1 pseudogene is annotated in these 312 nt (G+C 61.5%); it reads right to left on the minus strand.

The annotated features are described in order from the left end of the window. A pseudogene (locus tag EN824_RS34240) lies at positions 1 to 312 on the minus strand (Rieske 2Fe-2S domain-containing protein); the annotation flags it as partial.

A 312-nucleotide genomic window follows, 5' to 3' on the forward strand; every position in this document is an offset into this window, starting at 1 on the left:
GAACGGCGCGACGTGGTAGTCCTCCAGATAGACCTCGATGAAGGTCTTCCAGTTGTAGTTGCACTCGTGCACCTCGACGTGATCGAACATGAAGCCCGAGAAGTCGAAGTGTTGCCTGGTGCCGAGGTTGGCCAGATCGCGCGCGACGTTGCGGCCCTGCGCCTCGAACAGCAGCCCCTGCCAGTTCTGCAGTGGAGTGGCGCCGAGGTTCAGGCAAGGGTTGTCCGCAAAATGCGGAGCGCCGAGCAATTCGCCTTTGAGGTCGTATGTCCAGCGGTGCAGCGGACACACGATGTTCTCCGTGTGGCCGCG

It is taken from the genome of Mesorhizobium sp. M8A.F.Ca.ET.181.01.1.1 (assembly GCF_004792025.1).
In the GTDB taxonomy this organism is placed as follows: domain Bacteria; phylum Pseudomonadota; class Alphaproteobacteria; order Rhizobiales; family Rhizobiaceae; genus Mesorhizobium.